The organism is Pseudomonas sp. AKS31 (genome assembly GCF_023634765.1).
Lineage (GTDB): Bacteria > Pseudomonadota > Gammaproteobacteria > Pseudomonadales > Pseudomonadaceae > Aquipseudomonas.
The window spans coordinates 890,411-909,971 of the sequence record NZ_JAMLFX010000001.1 but is presented as its reverse complement, the minus strand read 5'-3'; the positions used below and the strand labels follow the sequence as shown (position 1 = coordinate 909,971).

Genomic DNA, 19,561 nt, shown 5'->3' with positions numbered 1-19,561 from the left:
GAGCAGGCTCGCTCCCATAGGGGATTTATGATCCACGCAATTCCAATGTGGGAGCGAGCCTGCTCGCGAAGAGGCCGAATCAGTCGCTATATAACTTCTGCCAGACGAAAAAAAACGCCAACCCTGAGGTTGGCGTTTTTGCTTTAGATTGAAGCTTGCCGGTAGCAGCGCACAGCTGCCTTATTCCGGCTTTTTGCGACCGAAACCCGGGCGCTGACCGGAACCGGCCGGGGCGCCACGGCGCTTGCCCGACGGCTTGTCGCCATCAACCAGCTTGATCCCCGGACGCTTCGGCGCTGGCTTGGCCGGGCGCTTGTTGGTGGTGTCCGCCGGACGATCCGCCACTGGCGTACCGCGACCGGCAGGTGCACCGCGCTCGCCACGTTCGGTGCGACCGTTGGCCGGACGCGGAGCGCGTTCGCCGTCACGGGCGACTGGCTTGCGACCCGGACGCTCGCCTTCGATCTGCGGCTCGCGGCCTGGGCGTGGGCCGGTCGGCGCGCCAGCGGCTGGACGCAGCGTGCGTACGCGCTCGGTCTTGGCCATTGGTCGAGACGATTTACGCTGCATACGCTCAAGCTTGTCTTTGCTCTTGGCGTTGAGTTGCGGCATCGCCACCGGCGTCAGGCCGACTTCAGCACTGAGAATGTCGACTTCGTACTGGCTCATTTCGCGCCAGCGACCCATCGGCAGGTCGGAGTTGAGGAACACCGGGCCGAAACGCACGCGCTTCAGACGGCTGACCACCAGACCTTGCGATTCCCACAGACGACGAACCTCACGGTTACGACCTTCCATCACCACGCAGTGATACCAGTGGTTGAAGCCTTCGCCGCCCGGCGCCTGCTTGATGTCGGTGAACTTCGCCGGGCCGTCTTCCAGCACGACGCCGGCCTTCAGGCGCTCGATCATTTCGTCATCGACTTCACCGCGTACACGCACGGCGTACTCACGGTCCATCTCGTAGGACGGGTGCATCAGGCGGTTGGCCAGCTCACCGTCGGTGGTGAACATCAGCAGACCGGTGGTGTTGATGTCGAGACGACCGATGTTGATCCAGCGGCCCTCTTTCGGACGCGGCAGCTTGTCGAACACGGTCGGACGGCCTTCCGGGTCGTCACGGGTGCAGATCTCGCCATCGGGTTTGTTGTACATGATCACGCGGCGTACCGATTCGGCCGCCTCTTCGCGCTTGATCACCTTGCCATCAATGGTGATGGCGTCGTGCATGTCGACGCGCAGACCGAGGGTGGCGTCTTTGCCATTGACCTTGATCCGGCCCTGGCTGATCCAGGATTCCACGTCACGGCGCGAGCCGACGCCGATACGGGCGAGGACTTTCTGCAGCTTTTCGCCTGCTGGGCCGATTTCCTGGTCGTCTTTCTGAATGATGTCGCTCATCTGGGCACCTCCCGGTGTGGTCTGTTCAGGCGGCGCCTGAAGCATTGAAATCTGGGTTTTCGGGCGAAGGGATCGCCGAAGGGTCGCGAATCATACGCGGATGTGCGCCGTCGCGCATCAGAGACTAGCTGATCGATCGACAGTTATTTCTTTTTCCGCCGACCGGCACCACCGAGTTTGATCAGACGCAGCGCGGCTTCGGCCAGCACGGTGCGCTTGTCGTCCTTGTCGAGTTTCTTCCAGGCCTTGATCTCGCGCTTGCTGCGGCCGCAGCCGAGACAGATGTCGTCGGTGAATTTGCAGAGGCTGATGCACGGGTCTTTGGTTGAGCTCATGGGGTCTCCCTTGAAGATCAAAAGATCGCAGCCTTCGGCAGCTCCTACAGGGGCTATGTGCACAGCCAATCCTGTAGGAGCTGCCGCAGGCTGCGATCTTTTCGGCGCGCCTCAGTCTTCGAATTCGCGGCGTTCGGCTTCGATGGCTTCGGCCAAGGCGCGGGCTTCGGCTTCTTCTTCGCTCAGTTCAGGTTCCGGTGCGGACTGCTCCAAAGCGGCGACGGCAGCGAGGAGCTTTTCCCGAGCCTCGGCGACGCCAAGCACGTCCTCCTCCGGTTCGGCTTCAGGCTCGACCTCAAGTTCAACTTCAATCGCGGGCTCGGCGACCTCAGTCTCGGGCTCGGTTGTCGGCGCTTCGCTATCGGCAGCATCGCGCAGCAAATCGTCGAAATCGGTCTTGATCCCCTCTTCCATGCTGTCCAGCTCCAGCAGCAGGGAATGGAAACTGGTTTCTTCCTTCTCCTCCTCCGGCTCGGCGCTGGCATCGGCCAGTTCTTGCAAGCCCTGCGGCACCGGCGCGTCGTCGAAATCGAGCACCGGGTCGGCTTCCATTTCGCGCAGTTCGGCCAGCGGGGGCAGGTCTTCGAGGTTCTTCAGATTGAAGTGATCGAGAAACGCCTTGGTGGTGGCAAACATCGCCGGTTTGCCCGGCACGTCGCGGTAACCAACGACGCGGATCCACTCACGTTCCAGCAAGGTTTTGACGATGTTGCTGTTCACCGCCACGCCACGCACATCTTCGATCTCGCCACGGGTGATCGGCTGGCGGTAGGCGATCAGCGCGATGGTTTCGAGCAAGGCACGGGAGTAACGCTGCGGGCGTTCTTCCCAGAGGCGGCCGACCCACGGCGAAAACTTCTCGCGGATCTGCAAGCGATAACCCGACGAGACCTCCTTGAGCTCAAACGCGCGGCCCTCGCAGGACTTGCCCAGCAGGGTCAGGGCTTTCTTGAAGACCGCCGGCTCGGGCCGCTCGCCTTCTTCGAACAGTTCAAACAGGCGCTCAAGGGATTGCGGCTTTCCCGAGGCCAACAGAAAGGCTTCAAGCAGGGGTGCCAGCTCGCGGGGTTCAGTCAGGTTCATGTTTCGACTCGTTATTCGGCTCGGGCTCGCACGTGGATCGCGGCGAACGGCTCATTCTGCACCAGCTCGACCAAGGATTCCTTGACCAGTTCAAGGATCGCCATAAAGGTCACCACCACACCCAGCCTGCCCTCTTCGGCCGTAAACAGCTCGACGAACGGCACAAAACCGCCGCCCTTGAGCCGTTCCAGTACATCGCTCATGCGTTCGCGGGTGGACAGTGCTTCGCGGCTGACCTGGTGGCTTTCAAACATATCGCCACGGCGCAGCACTTCGGCCATGCACATCAAAATCTCTTCCAGCGCGACATCCGGCAGCAACTTGCGCGCACGAGCTTCCGGGGCGTCGAGCTTGGGCACGATCACATCACGGCCGACCCGACTCAAACCGTCGATGCCTTCGGCGGCAGCCTTGAAGCGCTCGTATTCCTGCAAGCGGCGGATCAGTTCGGCGCGCGGGTCGTCTTCTTCGTCTTCGACAGTTTCAGCCCGGGGCAGGAGCATGCGCGACTTGATCTCGGCGAGCATCGCGGCCATCACCAGATACTCGGCGGCCAGTTCCAGACGCACCGACTGCATCAACTCGACATAGCCCATGTACTGGCGGGTGATTTCCGCCACCGGGATGTCGAGGATGTTGATGTTCTGTTTGCGGATCAGGTACAGCAGCAAGTCGAGCGGGCCCTCAAAGGCCTCAAGGAAGACTTCCAGGGCATCCGGCGGGATGTACAGGTCCAGCGGCATTTCCATGACCGCCTGGCCATAGACCATGGCAAACGGCAGTTCCTGCTGAGCGCCAGCCTGGGGATCGGCAACGGTTTCCACTGCGGACATTCAGGCCTCGACCATGAACGGCGTCGGATCGCCGCAACCGACGCGGACCACTTCCGGGTCGTCGCCGGTCAGGTCAATCACGGTGGAAGCTTTGATGCCGCCGAAACCGCCGTCGATGATCAAGTCCACCTGATGTTCGAGCAGTTGGCGCATTTCGTATGGGTCGCTGAGCGGGTCTTCATCGCCGGGCATGATCAGGGTCACGCTCATCAGCGGCTCGCCCAGTTCGGCCAGCAGCGCCAGCGCGATCGGATGGCTGGGTACGCGCAGACCGATGGTGCGCTTCTTCGGATGCAGCAACAGACGCGGCACTTCGCGGGTGGCGTTGAGAATGAAGGTGTATGGCCCCGGCAGGTGCGCCTTGAGAATGCGGAAGGTGCCGGTGTCGATCTTGGCGTAGTTGCCCAGTTGCGACAGGTCGCTGCAGATCAGCGCGAAGTTGTGCTTCTCATCGAGCTGACGCAGGCGTCGCACGCGCTCGATCGCGGTCTTGTCGCCGATTTGGCAACCGATCGCGTAGGAAGAGTCCGTGGGATAAATCACCACGCCGCCCTTGCGGATGATCTCGACGGCCTGTTTGATCAGGCGCGCTTGCGGGTTTTCCGGATGTATCTGGAAAAATTGACTCACATTCTCTACCTGTTCAGACGGCGGCAATAACTGTGTCATGTTTGAACCGACACCACAGGGGTGGAAGGTCCTCGGGAACCGGCCGGTACTGGCCGATCTCGGACCAGCCGCCAGGGCCATGGAAGTCACTGCCAGCGCTGACCAGCAGACCGAACTCACGGGCAAGGATCGCCAGGCTGCCCACCTGTTCTGCGGGCTGATGGCCATTGACCACCTCGATAGCATGCCCGCCTGCTTGAATATAGTCGGCAATCAGCTTTCGGCGCTTGCTGCGGGTGAAATCGTAGTGCCACGGATGCGCCAGGCTGACCCAGGCCCCGGCGGCGCGCAGTGTGCCAACGGTGTCTTCCAGCGTCGGCCAGTGCAACTTGACGTCACCCAGCTTGCCGGCGCCAAGCCACTTGCGGAATGCCTCGGCGCGATCCTTCACAAACCCTTCACGCACCATCCAGTCAGCGAAATGCGGGCGGGCAGGGGCATTGCCGCTGTCGCCCAGTTCCTGCTGGACCTGCCGGGCGCCCTCGAGGGCACCGGGCATGCCCTTGAGGGCGAGCTTGCGGCTTATTTCTTCGGACCGCAGCCAGCGGCCATCGTGCAATTTGGCAATCGCTTCGACCAACGGTGCGGCGTTGACGTCGAAACCGTAGCCCAGCACATGAATGGTCGCGCCGCCCCAAGTGCAGGACAATTCGACGCCGTTGACCAGTTGCATGCCCAATTCGTTGGCGGCCGTGCGCGCTTCGGCGAGGCCTTCGAGGGTGTCGTGGTCGGTCAACGCCAGGACTCGCACGCCGTTCTCGAACGCACGCGCAACCAGAACCGCAGGCGCCAGGGCGCCATCGGAGGCCGTGCTATGGCAGTGCAAATCAACATTCACGGGGAGTTGTAACCTCAAATCAGCTGGCGCTATCGCGCGCCCATATGTTTGTTATTATGCCGCCACATCCAGCTTCTGGCTCTCACTGTGAAACAATTCATCGATTTCATCCCGCTTCTGCTGTTCTTCATCGTTTACAAACTTGATCCACGGGTCGTCGACATCGCTGGCCATGAAGTGACTGTAGGCGGTATTTACAGCGCCACGGCGATGCTGATCATCAGTTCCCTGGTGGTGTACGGCGCGTTGTTCATCAAACAGCGCAAGCTGGAAAAGAGCCAATGGCTGACCCTGATCGCCTGCCTGGTGTTCGGCAGCCTGACGCTGGCCTTCCACAGCGAAACTTTCCTCAAGTGGAAAGCGCCGGTGGTCAACTGGCTGTTCGCCGTTGCTTTCATCGGCAGTCACTTCATCGGTGACCGCCTGCTGATCAAACGCATCATGGGCCACGCGCTGACCCTGCCGGATCCGGTCTGGACCCGTCTGAATATCGCCTGGATCGGCTTTTTCCTGTTCTGCGGGGCCGCCAACCTGTTCGTCGCCTTCACCTTCCAGAGCATCTGGGTCGACTTCAAGGTATTCGGCAGCCTGGGCATGACCGTATTGTTCCTGGTCGCACAGGGCATTTACCTGTCGCGTCACCTGCACGACGCCGATACCACAACACCAAAAACCGAGGACTGACATGCTCTACGCCATCATTGCCACCGACGTCGCCAACTCGCTGGAAGCGCGCCTGGCCGCGCGCCCGGCGCATCTGGAACGCCTGCAAGCGCTCAAGGGCGAAGGCCGCATCGTGTTGGCCGGTCCGCACCCGGCCGTCGACAGCAATGATCCGGGCGCAGCGGGTTTCACCGGCAGCCTGATCGTCGCCGAATTCGATTCCCTGAGCGCTGCGCAAGCATGGGCTGACGCCGATCCATACATTGCCGCTGGCGTTTACGCCAATGTGGTCGTGAAGCCGTTCAAGCAAGTCCTGCCGTAACGCTTTCCCCACGCGATGAACCTTCTCGGTTCATCGCGCTCTCAATCGCTCATTATTCTCGTTTGCCTGCCGACAACCTGCCCAATATCCATTTGGAAACAGGTGTCGCGATGCGCAAGGGTCCGTTGTGTCTGATGTTGGTCACGTTGTCGATCATGGCACCCGCCCATGGTGAGGAAACCACCGAAGGCGGCAGCTCCACGCCATTGTCATTAAGCGCCGGCAGCCAGATCACCGAGTTGCAGCAACGCCTCAAGGCCAGCGAGCAGCAGCGGGAAGAACTGAGCAAACAACTGCAAAATGCCGACAGCACACGCGAAAGCGCCCAGCTCGCCCGGTTGCGCCAGGAGAACCAGCGTCTCAAGCTGCAACTCAAGGAAGCCCAGGCCAGTCCGCTGCCGCGTCTGCTGACGGATCAACAGCAGTGGTTCGTCACCGGAGCCGGAGTAGCGCTATTGGCGCTGCTCTGCGGTATCTTTGCCAGTGGAGCAAGCCGAAAACGTCGGCAATGGCTAAATTGAGTGAGTCATGAGCGAGCTGTTACTGATTGATGATGACCAGGAGTTGTGCGAACTCCTGAGTAGCTGGCTGAGCCAGGAAGGCTTCCACGTGCGTGCCTGCCACGATGGCCAGAGCGCCCGCAAGGCCTTGGCCGAAACGGCCCCGGCGGCAGTGGTGCTGGACGTGATGCTGCCCGATGGCAGCGGTCTGGAACTGCTCAAGCAACTGCGCAGCGATCACGCCGATCTGCCGGTGCTGATGCTCTCGGCCCGGGGTGAGCCGCTGGATCGCATCCTCGGTCTGGAACTGGGTGCCGACGATTATCTGGCCAAACCCTGTGACCCAAGGGAACTGACCGCACGCCTGCGCGCCGTACTGCGCCGCAGCCATCCGGCGGCCGTCTCGACGCAGCTGGAACTGGGTGACCTGAGTTTCAGCCCGGTGCGCGGCGTGGTCAGCATCGACGAGAAAGAACTGACCCTCACCGTTTCCGAAAGCCGTCTGCTCGAAGCCCTGCTCAAACAGCCGGGCGAGCCGCTGGACAAACAGGAACTGGCGCAGATTGCCCTCGGCCGCAAGCTGACTCTGTATGACCGCAGCCTCGACATGCACGTCAGCAACCTGCGCAGGAAGATCGGCCCGCACCCGGACGGCCGCCCGCGCATCGTCGCCCTGCGCAGCCGCGGTTACTTCTATAGCCTCTGAGCCGCGCCCATTCCCACTGTAGGAGCTGCCGAAGGCTGCGATCTTTTGATCTTGTTTTTAAAAGACAGATCAAAAGATCGCAGCCTTCGGCAGCTCCTACACAGGGCATGTGTAAGGTTGGACGCGAAGCGTCTTTACCCAAGCTTTACGCAGTGCTGACCGCCGCTGACCTTGATCTCCGTAATCTGTACTCATCCGGAACGTACCGGGAACGAGACAAGGAGATACACCATGCGCAAGACTCTTATCGCTCTGATGTTCGCTGCCGCTCTGCCAACCGTCGCCATGGCCATGCCGCAAGATGGCGGCCCGATGGGTGGCCCGCTTGACGGTCCACGCCACGGCGGTCAGATGCACGGCATGCACGGCAAAGGTCCGTACAGCCAACTCGACCTGTCCCGCGAACAACGCGAGCAGATCCGCAAGATCATGGGCGAGCAGATGCACGAGCGTAAGCAAGTCGTCGACAAGTACCTGGAAAAACTCTCGCCGGCTGACCAGAAAGCCATGAAGGACGAGATGGCGGCCAACCACAAGAAAGCCGAGACCGATGTCCGCGCGCTGCTGAAACCGGATCAACAGAAGAAATTCGACGAGATCCAGAAGAAACAGGCCGAACGTCGCGCCGAATGGGCGGAGTTCAAGGCGTGGAAAGCGCAACAGCAGCAAAAGGCGCAATAATGCAATAACCCCGGACCCGACGGTTAACCCCGTCGGGTCTATTTTTATCCGATCCCTGTAGGAGCTGCCGCAGGCTGCGATCTTTTGATCTTGATCTTGAAAACAGAGTCAAAAGATCGCAGCCTGCGGCAGCTCCTACAGAGGTTTTTGTTGTCCTGAGGATTTTCTGTGCGTTCATTGTTCTGGCGTATTCTCGCGAGCTTCTGGCTGGCCATCGCTCTGGTGGCCGGGCTGTCCATTCTGCTTGGGCACATGCTCAACCAGGACGCGTGGATCCTCAGTCGCCATCCGGGCCTCAACACCCTCGCCGGCGAATGGACGCAAACCTACGAAGCCCAGGGCGAAGAAGCGGCCCAGGACATCCTTGAACAGCGCAAACGCCAATATCACATCGACGTTCAGGTGCTGAACGAATCCGGCGACCCGGTAGTGCGTGGCACCTTCCCGCGCCGCGCCGCCGCATTCGAGGCCCGGCAGAACAACGATGACCGGCGCCTGCCATGGCGGCGCCTGACCGATGAGTTCACCAGCGAAAAAACCGGTGACACTTACCTGTTCATCTACCGCATCCCGCATCCGGAACTCGACGCCTGGCACCGTGAAAGCCTGCTCTGGCCGCTGAGCGCGCTGGGCATTGCGCTGGTGGTGCTGACCCTGTTCAGTCTGCTGGTGACTTTCTCGATCACCCGCCCGCTCAGCCGTTTGCGCGGCGCCGTGCACGATCTGGGGCAGACCACCTATCAGCAGAACAGCCTGGCGAAACTGGCCAACCGCCGCGACGAATTCGGCGTGCTGGCCACCGACTTCAACCGCATGGGTGCGCGCCTGCAAAGCCTGATTGGCAGCCAGCGTCAGTTGCTGCGCGACGTCTCCCATGAATTGCGCTCACCGTTGGCACGGTTGCGCATTGCCTTGGCGTTGGCGGAACGGGCCAATCCTGAAGAACGGGAAAAACTCTGGCCACGGCTGACCCGCGAGTGTGATCGGCTGGAAGCGTTGATCAGTGAAATTCTGGTATTGGCGCGAGTCGATGCCGACAACGCCAGTGCCGAAGATGTGGATCTGAACGCGCTGCTCGGCACGTTGCAGAAGGACGCGAAACTTGCATCGCCCGAACAGATCGTGCGTCTTGATGCCGAACCGCAGCTGACTCTGAAGGGCTGGCCGACCATGATCGAGCGCGCCGTCGATAACCTGCTGCGCAATGCCCAGCGCTTCAACCCGGAAGGTCAGGCCATTGAAATGCAGGCCTCGCGTCAGGGTGAAAAAATTATTGTCAGCGTGCGCGACCATGGTCCGGGCGTGCAGGCCGAACATTTGAGCCAGTTGGGCGAGCCGTTTTACCGGGCGCCGGGGCAGACAACGGCGGGACATGGTCTGGGCCTGGCGATCGCCCGGCGAGCGGCGGAGCGCCATGGTGGGAGCTTGACGCTGGCCAATCATCCGCAGGGCGGTTTTATTGCCAGTCTGGAATTGCCGTTGGTGCCGGGCGCGGTGGTGCAACCCTGAGAGCCGCCCTCACCCCAGAAAAGCCCCTCACCCCAGCCCTCTCCCAGAGGGAGAGGGAGCCGACCGAGGTGTTTTGCGTCAGACATCGACCTGAAAAACCGCAGTGATTATGGATTCGCAAGCCTGATCAACTTTGAATTCGACTTAAACCCAAGCCGATTCTGGATTCCCCGAAATCAACTCAAACCGAAGTCGATTCTGGATTCCACGAAATCAACTCAAACCGAAGTCGATTCTGGATTCCACGAAGATCGCCCACGTCGGCGTACCTCTACAGCATCCCCCAATCAGTCCCCTCTCCCTCCGGGAGAGGGTTAGGGTGAGGGGCTTTTGATCTTCAGGCTTTACCAGGCCAGGCACTAACAAACTCAGCCAGATCAACCTTCTCCGCCACACGCGGCTCTTTTTGCGGGGTGCCCAGGTACAAGAACGCAATCACCTCTTCACCCTCCGCCAGCCCCAAACCTTTGGCCACGTGCTGCGAATAAGCCAAATCCCCCGTGCGCCACACCGCACCGATCCCCTGCGCATACGCCGCCAGCAAAATCCCGTGCGCCGCACACCCGGCCGCCAGCAATTGCTCGGCCTTCGGATATTTAACGTGTTCCTGCAATTTAGCGATCACCACAACCACCAACGGCGCTCGCAGCGGCCCGTTACGGGCTTTGTCGATCATCGCTTCGGTGACTTCGCCTTCCTGCATTTGCGCAGCTTCGGCCAGCAACTCGCCCATTTGCTCACGCGCCGCGCCCTCGACCGTCAGGAAGCGATACGGCTGCAAATGCCCGTGATCCGGTGCGCGCAACGCGGCGCCAAACAGGGCTTCGCGCTGCTCGGCAGTGGGGGCCGGTTCGACCAGTCGTGGAACGGAAACACGGTTGAGCAACGCGTCGAGAGCCTGCATCGGCCACCTCCTGAAAAATATGTGCGGCTATTCTAGCTGTATCTGCCAACAGGATGCCGGTTTACATGCCCTGCCCCACGGGTAGAATGGCGCCCTCCCCACATCAGCCCGAGCGGACTTCATGGCGTTGCCGACCTTACGGATCATTGGTTTCATCATCGGCATCTTCCTGATCACCCTGGCTGTCGCCATGGTCGTGCCCATGGCTACCCTGGTGATTTTTGATCGCACCGGTGATCTGCCGTCGTTCCTCTGGGCGAGCATGATCACTTTTGTCGCCGGCCTTGCGCTGGTGATTCCCGGCCGCCCGGAGCACATTCATCTGCGCCCGCGCGACATGTACCTGCTGACGGTCAGCAGTTGGCTGGTGGTGTGCATTTTTGCTGCGCTGCCGTTTCTGCTGACCCAGCACATCAGCTACACCGACTCGTTTTTCGAAAGCATGTCCGGCATCACCGCGACCGGCTCGACCGTGCTCAACGGCCTCGACAACATGTCCCCCGGGATCCTGATGTGGCGCTCGTTGCTGCACTGGATCGGCGGCATCGGCTTTATCGGTATGGCGGTGGCGATTCTGCCGCTGTTGCGCATCGGTGGCATGCGCCTGTTCCAGACTGAATCCTCGGACCGCTCGGAAAAGGTCATGCCGCGCTCGCACATGGTGGCGCGCCTGATCGTTGCCGCGTATGTCGGCATCACCATCCTCGGCAGCCTCGCGTTCTGGTGGGCCGGGATGAGCCCGTTCGACGCGATCAACCACGCGATGTCAGCGATTTCCACCGGTGGTTTTTCGACCTCTGACCAGTCGCTGGCCAAGTGGACGCAACCGGCGGTGCACTGGGTCGCGATCGTGATCATGATCCTCGGCAGCCTGCCGTTCACCCTGTACGTGGCGACGCTGCGCGGCAATCGCAGGGCGTTGATCAAGGATCAGCAGGTGCAGGGATTGCTGGCGATGCTGCTGGTGACCTGGCTGGTGCTCGGCACCTGGTATTGGTGGACGACCAAACTGCATTGGCTGGAGGCGCTACGCCACGTGGCGCTGAACGTGACATCGGTGGTCACCACCACCGGTTTCGCCCTCGGCGATTACAGCCTGTGGGGCAACTTCTCGCTGATGCTGTTTTTCTATCTGGGTTTTGTCGGCGGCTGCTCCGGGTCGACGGCGGGCGGGATCAAGATCTTCCGTTTCCAGGTCGCCTACATCTTGCTCAAGGCCAACCTTAATCAGTTGATTCACCCGCGCGCGGTGATCAAGCAGAAGTACAACGGCCACCGTCTCGACGAAGAAATCGTCCGTTCGATTCTGACCTTTTCGTTCTTCTTCGCCATTACCATCTGCGTGATTGCCCTGCTGCTGTCGCTGCTCGGCGTCGACTGGATGACCGCGCTGACCGGCGCGGCCAGCACCGTGTCCGGCGTCGGCCCGGGCCTGGGCGAGACCATCGGCCCGGCGGGCAACTTCGCCACTCTGCCGGACGCGGCCAAGTGGATCCTGTCGTTCGGCATGCTGCTTGGCCGACTGGAGATCATTACGGTGTTTGTACTGTGTATTCCGGCCTTTTGGCGTCACTGACCGCACCCGGCGCCTGCAACAACCGCGTCCGGTAATCGCCGGGCGTGGTGTCGAACCAGCGGCGGAACGCGCGAAAGAAGTTGCTCGGATCGGCAAACCCCAACAGATAAGCGATTTCCAGCAAGGTCATGCTCGGCTGCGCCAGATACTGCTCGGCCAGTTCACGGCGGGTGTCGTCGAGCAGTTGCTGAAAACTCGTGCCCTCCTCCTGCAAGCGGCGCTGCAAGGTGCGCTGCGATAGATGCAGGGTCTGCGCGACGGTATCGCGCTTCGGCTCACCTTGCGGCAGCAGACGGCACAACACCTGCCGCGCCTTGTGGGTCACGCGGCTCTCGGAAAACCGCGCCAGGTATTCCCCGGCAAACCGGTCATGCAGCAGCGCCATGGCCTCATTGGCGGTGGGCAGCGGCGCTTCCATGTCGGCCCGTTCGAAAATCAGCGCGTCATATGGCGCGTTGAACATCAGCGGCGCATGGAAGGCTTGTTTGTAGGGCTCCAGATCATCGGGCTCGGCGCCCTGCACCAGCACTTTGACCGGGTGCAACGTGCGTCCAGTCAACCAGCCGCACAGGCCCAGCGCACAGGCCAGCGAGGCTTCGGCGCTTTGCCGGGTCGGCGGCAGATGGTCGCCGTGCACGGTCAGAATCAGCGCATAGCCTTCCTCAAGCAGGCGGAAGCTCAGATCGGCGCTCTCGGCGATGATGCGCTGATAGCGCACCAGCCGTTGAAAGCCTTCGGCCAGCGTATTGCTCGACATCAGTGCATAGCCGGCGACATGAAACGACGCCGGTCGCACCACCTTGCCCATGTTCAGGCCGATCGCCGGGTTGCCGGATAACTCGACCGCCCGTTGCCACAGACGAGTCATGGAATCTTGCGGGAAGCGCGCATCCGGATCATCCAGAGCCGTGTAATCAAGCCCCAGTTGTTTGAACAGAACCCGGCAATCCAGGCCGTCCATCTCCAATGCTTTGACAATCCCCATCGCCCAGCTTGCAGAAGTCGTTCGTTCGCTCATGGCGTTTTTCTTTTACATGATGGGCCGCATGTTACGGCCCGATTTGCGAAGGATACTAAAGTGGCGCCGATTGTCACTGGCCCACGCCAATGATCACTCTAGACTCAAATAAGCTACCCGCAGAACAACTCGTCGCCAGAACAACAACCACAGAGAACGCGGTCGTGGAAAACATCAAGCATTTCAACAGCTTCGCTGAGTTCTATCCGTATTACCTCAGCGAACACAGCAACAGCACCTGCCGGCGCCTGCATTTCATCGGCACCACCCTGGTGATTTTCATTCTGGCGCTGACCATCGCCAAAGGTGCCTGGCTGCTGTTATGGGCCTTGCCGCTGGCCGGCTACAGCTTCGCCTGGGTCGGGCACTTCTTCTTTGAAAAGAATCGACCGGCGACTTTCCAGCATCCGCTCTACAGCCTGCTCGGCGACTTCGTCATGTACCGCGACATGATTCTGGGTCGCGTGGCGTTCTGAACTCTCACCAAGGGGACGACCAATGAACGCAAATGCGCGCTTCACGCATATGCAGGACGGCACGCAGGAAGACTGGGCAATCATCGCCGCCGACTTCAGTGCTTACGCCAAACAATTACCCTCACGGATCATGACCCATTTGAAACTGCTCGAAGGCGATTTCGGCGGCTTCCCGGTGGATCGCCTGACCCACTCGCTGCAAACCGCGACCCGCGCCTTTCGTGATGGCCGCGATGAGGAATATGTGGTTTGTGCGTTGCTGCATGACATCGGCGACACCTTGGGTTCTTACAACCATCCGGACATTGCTGCGGCGATTCTCAAGCCGTTCGTCAGCGCCGAGAACTTGTGGATGGTCGAGAAGCACGGGGTGTTTCAGGGTTACTACTTCTTTCATCATCTGGGCATGGATCGGCATCTGCGCGAGCAGTTCAGGGAGCATCCGCAGTTTCAGGCAACCGCCGAGTTTTGCGCCAAGTACGATGCGGCGGCGTTTGATCCTGACTATGACACGCTGCCGTTAAGCTTCTTTGAGCCAATGATGGAAAGGTTGTTTGCGCAACCGAAGCACTCGATTTACAAGGCCGCGATGGAAGAGCACAGCCCGGCCTAAGTCAAAAGATCGCAGCCTTCGGCAGCTCCTGCATTGGAATGAGTACCTCTGTAGGAGCTGCCGGAGGCTGCGATCTTTTGCTGTTAAGCGAGTTCGGCGACTTTGGCCGCTTTAAGCTCTGCCTCCCGTGCCTGCGCATCCGCCAGCCGATACAACTCGATCGTGCCGTCCCAATGCTCGATCAATGCCGTGCACGACTCCACCCAATCGCCGCAATTGAGGTAATCCACCTCCCCGACCTTGCGGATCTCGGCGTGGTGAATGTGCCCGCAGACCACACCATGCAATTCGCGTTTGACGCATTCATGGGCGATGGCTTCTTCAAAGTCGCTGATGAAACTCACCGCGGTCTTCACCTTGTGTTTCAGGTACGCCGACAGCGACCAATAGCCGTAGCCATAGCGCGCACGCCAATGGTTGAGCCAGCGATTGAGGGTCAGGGTGAATTCGTAGGCCGAGTCGCCGAGAAATGCCAGCCAGCGGTGATATCGGGTGATCACATCGAACTGATCGCCGTGAATCACCAGCAGATGCCGACCGTCCGCCGTGACATGCACCGCTTCGTCGACCAGTTGGATATTGCCCAGAATCAACTTCGAATACCGACGCAGGAATTCGTCGTGGTTGCCGGTGACGTAAATCACCTCGGTGCCGCGCTTGCTCATGGTCAGCAAGCGACGGATTACATTGGTGTGCGCCTGCGGCCAGTACATGCCACCGCGCAGTTTCCAGCCGTCAATGATGTCGCCAACAAGGTAAATCTTGTCGGCATGGTAGCCCTTGAGAAATTGCGACAAGTGCTCGGCCTGACAATCCCGCGTGCCCAGGTGCACGTCGGAGATCCACAGGGTTCGCACCCGTTGTTTGCGACTGGGTCGGGCGAGCTCGGCGCTGGTCATGGGCAACCCTCTGCGATGTTTTCGCCACTGTGCGCGCGCCCGGTTAATCGACCATGACAAGCGTGAGTCAGTCCTGTGACAACGCATCCGGTGTGCGCCGGTGTAGACTGGCGACCACTTCGGAGACAACCTGACATGCGACCGATCCTCACCCTGCGTCACTACACCCACGATTTGATCGTCCACAGCCACGATCACGCGCAACTGGTGTTCGGGCTGTCCGGTGCGCTGGATTTCGAGGTCGAGGGCAGTGGCAGTCAGGTGCGTCAGCAGAGTTTTGTGGTCATCCCTTCCGGCGCTCATCATGCCTGCGGCAGTCCCAATGGCAGCCGCTGTCTGGTTCTGGATATCCCGGACGGGCAGTGGCTGACGGATTCATTGGGCGCGCATGCCGATGCCAGTCATCGCTTGCTCGATCAACCGGCGCGCCTGTCGCTGGATTCGGGGCAAAGTCAGTTGGTCAGCTGGCTGGCAAACAGTCCGGTCAGCGATCCGTTGATCGCCCAGCAAGGCGCGGTGTTGCTGTTGGCCAGTCTCAATCACGCGCAGCCTGCCGAACTGGCGGCTCGCCGCTTGCCCTACGCCGCGCTGGATGCGCACATCAAGCAAAACGCCGCGTATCCGCTGCAAGTCGCCGATCTGGCACGGGTGGCCGGATTGTCCAGCGCCCGTCTGCATGCGCGGTTCATTGCCGAATGCGGGCAGACGCCAATGGATTACATCCGCAGCCGACGTTTGCATCTGGCAGTGCAAATGCTGCGCGACACCGCACTGCCGATCGGCGAAGTTGCCAGTCGCGTCGGCTACAGCTCGCAAAGTGCTTTCTCGGCTGCCGTCCTGCGTGAGTTCGGTGCATCACCCGGCCAGCTTCGGCGCGATTCCTGCGACAAAAGACGATAGTCTGCCGACAGACTTTCGACCTTCCCCGGCTCATCATGTGTCCGCTGCTGATCGTTCCCACGCGCAGCAAAGGAATGCAGCCCGTGACGCTCCGCGTCACTGGACGCAGAGCGTCCCGAGGCGTTACCACGCAGAGCGTGGGAACGATCAATAATCGTGTTTGAGATAGAAGGATTGCAATGACTCCGCGTACCGCCCTCGGCGCTCTGCATATCGGTGCTTTGATGTTCGGCCTCACCGGTGTGTTCGGCAAACTCGCCGCCGCCTCCCCCGCCGTGATCGTCTTCGGCCGCGCGGCTTTCGCCGTGCTCGCCCTGGCATTTTTCGCCCGTTTCGCCAGCCAGCATGGTTGGCAAAAACTTCAGGCCCTGGACTGGCGCCGCCTCGCCCTCAGCGGCGTGTTGCTGGCCGGGCACTGGGTGAGTTTTTTCGTTTCGGTGAAAGTCGCCGGCGTCGCCATTGCCACCTTGGGCTTCGCCAGTTTCCCGGCTTTCACGGTGATTCTCGAAGGGCTGATCTTCCGCGAACGCATCCGCGCCAATGAAATACTGCTGGTCGTATTGGTGAGCATTGGCCTGATTCTAGTGACCCCGGCCTTCGACCTGGGCAGCGGCGCGACCATCGGTTTGCTCTGGTCGGTGCTTTCGGGGCTGCTGTTCTCCTTGCTGTCGCTGACCAACCGCGCCAGCTCCGGGCGCATCCCGGCAGTGCAGGCGGCACTGTGTCAAAACGTAGTGGTGGCGTTGTGTCTGCTGCCGGTCGCAGCGCCACAGCTGAGCGAAGTGCGCGCACTCGACTGGCTGTGGATCGCCCTGCTCGGGGTGTTCTGTACCGGCGTCGCCCACAGCCTGTTCGTCGCCAGTCTGGCGGTGATCAAGGCACGCACGGCGGCGGTGGTGTTTGCCATGGAGCCGGTTTACGGCATCACCGTCGCCTGGCTGCTATTCAATGAAAACCCGACGCCAAAGATGTTGCTCGGCGGCGCGCTGATCATTGTCGCCATCGTGGTGTCGGCGCGGATGTCAGGCCATGCCGACAAGAAAGCCATCGCCGCAGAGGCCGCGTCTCACTGAGTGCGGTCGTTGTGACCGAGGTCGCGATCAGGATCGATCTGATCGCGAACGCGCTGCTTCAAGACTTTGGCCTCGGGAAAACCGCCATCAGCCTTGCGTTCCCAGATTTGCACGCCGTCGCAGGTGATGTGAAATACCCCGCCGGTGCCGGGCACCAGCGAGACTTTGCCGAGGTCATCGCCGAAGGTGCTGAGCAACTCCTGCGCCAGCCACGCCGCGCGCAGCAGCCACTGGCACTGGGTGCAATAAGTGATAACAACTTCTGCTTTTGCGACAGTCATGTTCGCTGAAACTCCTGAGACAGAGGGCGCCGCTATAATAGCCGGCTTTATCGCTTGCCCCGAGACTCACAATGCGCCATCTGCTGTTCTGCCTGCTGCTTGGATTGCTTCCACTGTTTGTTCACGCCAGTGACGCACCGCGACCGAAAGTCGGCCTGGTGCTGTCCGGCGGTGCCGCGCGCGGACTGGCGCACATCGGCGTGCTCAAAGCCCTCGAAGAACAAGGCATCAAGATCGATGCGATTGCCGGCACCAGCATGGGCGCGGTGGTCGGCGGCCTGTACGCCTCGGGCTACAAAATCGATGAGCTGGAAAAACTCGCGTTGAACATCGACTGGCAAGCCGCACTGTCCGACGCCCCACCGCGTGAGGACGTACCGTTTCGGCGCAAACAGGATGACCGCGACTTTCTGGTGAAACAGAAACTGAGCTTTCGCGACGACGGCAGTCTCGGCCTGCCACTGGGGGTGATTCAGGGTCAGAACCTGGCGTTGCTGCTGGAAAGCCTGCTGGCCCACACCAGCGACACGCGGGATTTCGACAAGCTGCCGATCCCGTTCCGCGCCGTGGCCACTGACATTGCCAATGGCGAAAAAGTGGTGTTCCGCAAAGGCCACTTGCCCCAGGTGATCCGCGCCAGCATGTCGATCCCGGCCGTATTCGCCCCGGTCGAGCTCGACGGCCGGCTGTTGGTGGACGGCGGCATGACCGATAACATCCCGCTGGATGTCGCACGGGAAATGGGCGTCGATGTGGCCATCGTCGTCGACATCGGCACACCACTGCGCAACCGCAAGCAACTGACCACCGTGGTCGATGTGCTGAATCAGTCGATCACCCTGATGACCCGCAGTAACTCCGAAGAACAACTGGCCGCGCTGAAATCCTCCGATGTGCTGATCCAGCCAGCGCTGGCGGCATTCGGTGTCACCGATTTCGGTAAAGCCCAGGACATGATCGACGCCGGTTACCGCGCGACCCGCATTCTCGATGCGCGCCTCGCCGTGCTCAAACCCAAGGAATCCCAAGACGCCGAACTCGCTGCTGCCCGTTCGCCGGGCCAGCGCACGCCGATCATCACTGCGATCCGCGTCGAGAACGACTCGAAAGTCGATGACGACGTGATCCGCTACTACATCCGCCAGCACATCGGCGAGCCGCTGGATCTGGGGCGTTTGCATTCGGACATGGGCACCTTGTATGGCCTCGACTACTTCGAGCAGGTGCAATACCGCGTGGTGCACAAGGGCCAGGATCACACCCTGGTGATCAGCGCTCGGGGCAAGCGCAGCGGTACCGATTATTTGCGCGTCGGCCTCAATCTGTCCGACGACATGCGCGGCGACAGTGCCTTCAACCTCGGTGCCAGTTACCGCATCAACGGCATCAACCGGCTCGGCGCGGAATGGCTGACCCGCGCGCAGATTGGTGACAAACAGGAGCTGTATACCGAGTTCTATCAACCGCTGGACGTCGGATCGCGCTACTTCGTCGCGCCGTACGCGTCATTCGAGGCGCAAAACGTCGAGGCGGTGCTCGATAACGATCCGATCGCGCAGTACCGCGTCGAGCGTTACGGTTTCGGCCTTAACTTCGGTCGCCAGATCGGCAACAACGGCGAGGTGCGGTTTGGTGTCGGCGAGGCCTGGGGCAAGGCTGATGTGCGCATTGGCGATCAGGATCTGCCGAGTGAAAACTTCAACGAAGGCTTCTATGCGCTGAAGTATTCGTACGACTCACTGGATAACGTGTACTTCCCTCACGAAGGCAAGGACGTCAGCCTGACGCTGATGCAGTTCGAACCGGGTCTGGGTTCGGACACGCGCTACCGACAGTGGGAATTCAAACTCGACAAAGCCATGAGCCGGGGCCCGGACACTTTGATTCTCGGCGGGCGTTACGGGCGTACGCTGAACGATGCCAACGTGGTGACGTCGAGCTTTCTGCTCGGCGGCGCGCGGCAGTTGTCGGGGTTCCGTGAAGACGCGATTTCCGGGCAAAACGTCAGCCTGATGCGCGCGGTGTACTACCGCCGTTTGACGCCGCGCTCGTATCTGCCACTGGATTTCCCGCTGTATGCCGGCGCCTCACTGGAACGTGGGCGGGCGTGGAACAACGACAATGAGTTCGACAGTGGCTACATCAACGCTGCCAGCGTGTTCATTGGTTTTGACACGCCGCTGGGGCCGCTGAATTTCAGTTATGGGTTGAATGATGCGGATGAGCAGGCGGTGTACCTGAATCTGGGGCAGACCTTCTGATTGTAATTGCCTGATCTGAC

Annotated in this window: 22 protein-coding genes; 12 read left to right on the top strand and 10 right to left on the bottom strand. The window is 60.8% G+C overall.

The genetic code is table 11. The features are described from left to right. Window positions 1–180 precede the first annotated feature (180 nt). From rluB to M9827_RS04105, 6 genes are all read right to left on the bottom strand, one after another. Window positions 181–1,401 carry a 23S rRNA pseudouridine(2605) synthase RluB gene (gene rluB / locus M9827_RS04130; protein WP_095187821.1) on the bottom strand — a complete coding sequence of 407 codons (1,221 nt, stop codon included), beginning with the start codon at window positions 1,399–1,401 and terminating at the stop codon, window positions 181–183. 143 nt (window positions 1,402–1,544) lie between these two features. Beyond that, complete coding sequence (locus M9827_RS04125) at window positions 1,545–1,736, bottom strand: DUF1289 domain-containing protein (protein ID WP_007919669.1); 192 nt, start codon at window positions 1,734–1,736, stop codon at window positions 1,545–1,547. Window positions 1,737–1,847: 111 nt separating this feature from the next. Then, window positions 1,848–2,819, bottom strand: coding sequence for an SMC-Scp complex subunit ScpB (gene scpB / locus M9827_RS04120; RefSeq protein WP_250603682.1), 972 nt, complete (start codon window positions 2,817–2,819; stop codon window positions 1,848–1,850). An 11-nt stretch (window positions 2,820–2,830) separates the two neighbouring features. Next, window positions 2,831–3,652, bottom strand: a complete 822-nt coding sequence (locus M9827_RS04115; protein WP_007919671.1) for a segregation and condensation protein A — start codon at window positions 3,650–3,652, stop codon at window positions 2,831–2,833. Continuing rightward, complete coding sequence (locus M9827_RS04110; protein ID WP_016771124.1) at window positions 3,653–4,282, bottom strand: L-threonylcarbamoyladenylate synthase; 630 nt, start codon at window positions 4,280–4,282, stop codon at window positions 3,653–3,655. Window positions 4,283–4,295: 13 nt separating this feature from the next. Further along, window positions 4,296–5,159, bottom strand: a complete 864-nt coding sequence (locus tag M9827_RS04105) for a PHP domain-containing protein (RefSeq protein WP_123452632.1) — start codon at window positions 5,157–5,159, stop codon at window positions 4,296–4,298. An 87-nt stretch (window positions 5,160–5,246) separates the two neighbouring features. Between M9827_RS04105 and M9827_RS04100 the strand changes: the two genes are divergently transcribed. The 6 genes from M9827_RS04100 (at window position 5,247) to M9827_RS04075 (ending at window position 9,540) form a co-directional block, all read left to right on the top strand. After that, entirely contained in the window at window positions 5,247–5,843 is a 597-nt protein-coding gene (locus M9827_RS04100; RefSeq protein WP_123452630.1) for a septation protein A, read from the top strand. Between the two features lies 1 nt (window position 5,844). After that, the gene (locus tag M9827_RS04095) at window positions 5,845–6,144 is read left to right on the top strand and encodes a YciI family protein (protein WP_007919677.1); all 300 of its coding nucleotides are present in this window, start codon (window positions 5,845–5,847) and stop codon (window positions 6,142–6,144) included. A 110-nt stretch (window positions 6,145–6,254) separates the two neighbouring features. Beyond that, a complete protein-coding gene (locus tag M9827_RS04090) occupies window positions 6,255–6,665 on the top strand; it encodes an SH3 domain-containing protein (protein ID WP_250603680.1) in 411 nt (136 codons plus the stop codon). A 7-nt stretch (window positions 6,666–6,672) separates the two neighbouring features. Further along, window positions 6,673–7,350 (top strand): response regulator transcription factor, encoded by a 678-nt coding sequence (locus M9827_RS04085; protein WP_250603678.1) that lies wholly within the window; start codon window positions 6,673–6,675, stop codon window positions 7,348–7,350. A gap of 231 nt (window positions 7,351–7,581) precedes the next feature. Further along, entirely contained in the window at window positions 7,582–8,031 is a 450-nt protein-coding gene (locus M9827_RS04080; RefSeq protein ID WP_250603676.1) for a Spy/CpxP family protein refolding chaperone, read from the top strand. A 168-nt stretch (window positions 8,032–8,199) separates the two neighbouring features. Then, the gene (locus M9827_RS04075; RefSeq protein ID WP_250603674.1) at window positions 8,200–9,540 is read left to right on the top strand and encodes a sensor histidine kinase; all 1,341 of its coding nucleotides are present in this window, start codon (window positions 8,200–8,202) and stop codon (window positions 9,538–9,540) included. A 337-nt stretch (window positions 9,541–9,877) separates the two neighbouring features. Here M9827_RS04075 and M9827_RS04070 read toward each other — a convergent pair whose 3' ends face one another. Continuing rightward, window positions 9,878–10,444: a nitroreductase family protein gene (locus M9827_RS04070; RefSeq protein ID WP_250603672.1), complete on the bottom strand. Its 567-nt coding sequence runs from the start codon at window positions 10,442–10,444 to the stop codon at window positions 9,878–9,880. 121 nt (window positions 10,445–10,565) lie between these two features. Here M9827_RS04070 and M9827_RS04065 point away from each other — a divergent pair, with 121 nt between their 5' ends. Continuing rightward, on the top strand, window positions 10,566–12,020 hold the full coding sequence (locus tag M9827_RS04065; protein WP_250603670.1) for a TrkH family potassium uptake protein: 1,455 nt from the start codon (window positions 10,566–10,568) through the stop codon (window positions 12,018–12,020). On the opposite strand, the gene M9827_RS04060 is transcribed toward M9827_RS04065, so the two are convergent. Beyond that, entirely contained in the window at window positions 11,977–13,038 is a 1,062-nt protein-coding gene (locus M9827_RS04060) for an AraC family transcriptional regulator (protein WP_250603668.1), read from the bottom strand. The two genes, M9827_RS04065 and M9827_RS04060, sit on opposite strands and share 44 nt — an antisense overlap. A 164-nt stretch (window positions 13,039–13,202) precedes the next feature. Between M9827_RS04060 and M9827_RS04055 the strand changes: the two genes are divergently transcribed. Further along, window positions 13,203–13,514 carry an Mpo1-like protein gene (locus M9827_RS04055; protein WP_123452616.1) on the top strand — a complete coding sequence of 104 codons (312 nt, stop codon included), beginning with the start codon at window positions 13,203–13,205 and terminating at the stop codon, window positions 13,512–13,514. Window positions 13,515–13,536: 22 nt separating this feature from the next. After that, the gene (locus M9827_RS04050) at window positions 13,537–14,127 is read left to right on the top strand and encodes an HD domain-containing protein (RefSeq protein WP_250603665.1); all 591 of its coding nucleotides are present in this window, start codon (window positions 13,537–13,539) and stop codon (window positions 14,125–14,127) included. Between the two features lie 83 nt (window positions 14,128–14,210). Here M9827_RS04050 and M9827_RS04045 read toward each other — a convergent pair whose 3' ends face one another. Then, a complete protein-coding gene (locus M9827_RS04045; protein ID WP_007919701.1) occupies window positions 14,211–15,026 on the bottom strand; it encodes a UDP-2,3-diacylglucosamine diphosphatase in 816 nt (271 codons plus the stop codon). Between the two features lie 135 nt (window positions 15,027–15,161). On the opposite strand from M9827_RS04045, the gene M9827_RS04040 reads away from it, so the two are divergent. Together M9827_RS04040 and M9827_RS04035 are read left to right on the top strand one after the other, a co-directional pair. Continuing rightward, a complete protein-coding gene (locus M9827_RS04040) occupies window positions 15,162–15,926 on the top strand; it encodes a helix-turn-helix transcriptional regulator (RefSeq protein ID WP_250603663.1) in 765 nt (254 codons plus the stop codon). Between the two features lie 179 nt (window positions 15,927–16,105). Next, the gene (locus tag M9827_RS04035) at window positions 16,106–16,999 is read left to right on the top strand and encodes a DMT family transporter (RefSeq protein ID WP_250603661.1); all 894 of its coding nucleotides are present in this window, start codon (window positions 16,106–16,108) and stop codon (window positions 16,997–16,999) included. Here the strand turns inward: M9827_RS04035 and M9827_RS04030 are convergent. Further along, complete coding sequence (locus M9827_RS04030; protein WP_093442622.1) at window positions 16,993–17,280, bottom strand: Rdx family protein; 288 nt, start codon at window positions 17,278–17,280, stop codon at window positions 16,993–16,995. The genes M9827_RS04035 and M9827_RS04030 overlap by 7 nt on opposite strands. 71 nt (window positions 17,281–17,351) lie before the next feature. Between M9827_RS04030 and M9827_RS04025 the strand changes: the two genes are divergently transcribed. Then, window positions 17,352–19,541 (top strand): patatin-like phospholipase family protein, encoded by a 2,190-nt coding sequence (locus tag M9827_RS04025; protein ID WP_250603659.1) that lies wholly within the window; start codon window positions 17,352–17,354, stop codon window positions 19,539–19,541. The last annotated feature ends 20 nt before the right edge of the window (window positions 19,542–19,561 follow it).

What these genes read in the sequence shown, in the direction of transcription:
- rluB (WP_095187821.1), bottom strand. Translation starts at nt 1,401, where the DNA reads ATGAGCGACATCATTCAGAAAGACGACCAGGAAATCGGCCCAGCAGGC.
- M9827_RS04125 (WP_007919669.1), bottom strand. Translation starts at nt 1,736, where the DNA reads ATGAGCTCAACCAAAGACCCGTGCATCAGCCTCTGCAAATTCACCGAC.
- scpB (WP_250603682.1), bottom strand. Translation starts at nt 2,819, where the DNA reads ATGAACCTGACTGAACCCCGCGAGCTGGCACCCCTGCTTGAAGCCTTT.
- M9827_RS04115 (WP_007919671.1), bottom strand. Translation starts at nt 3,652, where the DNA reads ATGTCCGCAGTGGAAACCGTTGCCGATCCCCAGGCTGGCGCTCAGCAG.
- M9827_RS04095 (WP_007919677.1), top strand. Translation starts at nt 5,845, where the DNA reads ATGCTCTACGCCATCATTGCCACCGACGTCGCCAACTCGCTGGAAGCG.
- M9827_RS04090 (WP_250603680.1), top strand. Translation starts at nt 6,255, where the DNA reads ATGCGCAAGGGTCCGTTGTGTCTGATGTTGGTCACGTTGTCGATCATG.
- M9827_RS04085 (WP_250603678.1), top strand. Translation starts at nt 6,673, where the DNA reads ATGAGCGAGCTGTTACTGATTGATGATGACCAGGAGTTGTGCGAACTC.
- M9827_RS04080 (WP_250603676.1), top strand. Translation starts at nt 7,582, where the DNA reads ATGCGCAAGACTCTTATCGCTCTGATGTTCGCTGCCGCTCTGCCAACC.
- M9827_RS04070 (WP_250603672.1), bottom strand. Translation starts at nt 10,444, where the DNA reads ATGCAGGCTCTCGACGCGTTGCTCAACCGTGTTTCCGTTCCACGACTG.
- M9827_RS04065 (WP_250603670.1), top strand. Translation starts at nt 10,566, where the DNA reads ATGGCGTTGCCGACCTTACGGATCATTGGTTTCATCATCGGCATCTTC.
- M9827_RS04060 (WP_250603668.1), bottom strand. Translation starts at nt 13,038, where the DNA reads ATGAGCGAACGAACGACTTCTGCAAGCTGGGCGATGGGGATTGTCAAA.
- M9827_RS04050 (WP_250603665.1), top strand. Translation starts at nt 13,537, where the DNA reads ATGAACGCAAATGCGCGCTTCACGCATATGCAGGACGGCACGCAGGAA.
- M9827_RS04045 (WP_007919701.1), bottom strand. Translation starts at nt 15,026, where the DNA reads ATGACCAGCGCCGAGCTCGCCCGACCCAGTCGCAAACAACGGGTGCGA.
- M9827_RS04040 (WP_250603663.1), top strand. Translation starts at nt 15,162, where the DNA reads ATGCGACCGATCCTCACCCTGCGTCACTACACCCACGATTTGATCGTC.
- M9827_RS04035 (WP_250603661.1), top strand. Translation starts at nt 16,106, where the DNA reads ATGACTCCGCGTACCGCCCTCGGCGCTCTGCATATCGGTGCTTTGATG.
- M9827_RS04030 (WP_093442622.1), bottom strand. Translation starts at nt 17,280, where the DNA reads ATGACTGTCGCAAAAGCAGAAGTTGTTATCACTTATTGCACCCAGTGC.
- M9827_RS04025 (WP_250603659.1), top strand. Translation starts at nt 17,352, where the DNA reads ATGCGCCATCTGCTGTTCTGCCTGCTGCTTGGATTGCTTCCACTGTTT.